Annotated in this window: 2 protein-coding genes; both read left to right on the top strand. The window is 31.4% G+C overall.

Translation table 11 applies throughout. The annotated features are described in order from the left end of the window. The coding region (locus tag ACLUJM_RS13615; RefSeq protein ID WP_412413062.1) for an ABC transporter permease at positions 1–680 on the top strand (680 nt) is incomplete at its 5' end. Beyond that, the coding region (locus tag ACLUJM_RS13610; RefSeq protein WP_412413061.1) for a hypothetical protein at positions 667–1402 on the top strand (736 nt) is incomplete at its 3' end. The genes ACLUJM_RS13615 and ACLUJM_RS13610, both read left to right, overlap by 14 nt.

Raw genomic sequence — 1402 nt, 5'->3', positions numbered from 1 at the left:
ATCCAGTGATTGATTTTGTAGAAGGGAAAATATCGGATTACGATAAAAAAGAAGTAGAAAATAATTATCATACTGAGATAATTAATATGTTTGATGTTCAATCTGACATTGCTAATGATGGAAAAGTCGATGTAGTGAGAAATCTATTCACAATTAAACCAGAAAACATTTCAACACTTTACATAGATTCTAGTGATGATAAGTCATTGAAAGCGATTGCAGAATCTCTTAAAAAAATCGGATACAAGAGAAAAGAAATTAAAATGTACGACAAGCTTACTCTAAGGGATTTAATAAAATCATATCCAGAATACAAGGTGTATGCTCAGTTTATTACTAATAGTACGGTCATGGCATTGGCAATGTATGCAATTTCATTGTGGATGTTTTTGAACAAATACAAGAAATTCGTAATTGTAAGTGCAAATTTTGGTGCAAAACGAAAAGACATCATGAAGATGTTCCTTGAAAAAGCCTTGGAGTATAGTTTTATAACATGTGCAATATCAACAGCATTGACGTATGGATATCTTGCAATTATTAATGAAAACAAAATCACGATTTATCTTATATTGCAATTGCAGATTATTCTAATAATATTGACTGTGATTTTGAGTGCTTTAAGAGCTAAAATCAGCTACGATGATTTTGAAAAAGAGGTCTTGTATGATAAAAGATAATATTAAACTAGGGCTAATGGATGTTTTCAGAAATAAAGTTGTGTTTTGTTTGATGGTGCTTTTAATTTTCTCATTGGGAACAATCGTGGAATCTGCAACAGATGCTTATTTGAGAAATACCTTCGCAGAGTTTCAATTAAGTGAACAGGCTTATAGCGCTGTTGTATTAGAGACAACTGATGACAAGGGATACGATTATTCCAATACTTATGGAAAAAAACTGGACAATATATTTCCGAAAAACGGACACACTTATTCCACGAGTTCATTGTTCAGTAGAAAATACGATGCAGATATAATTGTGTTGTATGGAAAATTCAACAAAAACACTAGTAGCAGAGTTTTTTGGTTAGTTGATAATAAAAATGTGACTGACTTGAAGAATGAGGCGGAATTTGAAGTGGTTACTCATGATGCGATGGACTATGATATGATGAATCAAGAAATCAAATACGCTATTGATTATGATAAGAGGGTATTATTGGAAATAAAATCCGATAAATATAAAAATGTTAGTGGCTACAAGTTTCGTGATGCAGATATACTTGGTTTAATTGAGAATGCAAAGTTTTCAGAAGATGAGATAAATAAAGGCATTGACAGAGAATTTGAGAAGATTTTCGATAGGAACAAGCTAATGGTCATTAATAATACGAATGGAAAACACGACGACGATGAAAATACATTCATCCTCAAATACATTGTTCCATATTGTCTGATTA

The sequence above is a fragment of the Finegoldia sp. genome, assembly GCF_046991905.1.
Taxonomy (GTDB): domain Bacteria; phylum Bacillota; class Clostridia; order Tissierellales; family Peptoniphilaceae; genus Finegoldia.
The sequence above is the reverse complement of the archived record's forward strand: the minus strand, read 5'-3'. Positions and strand labels throughout refer to the sequence as shown.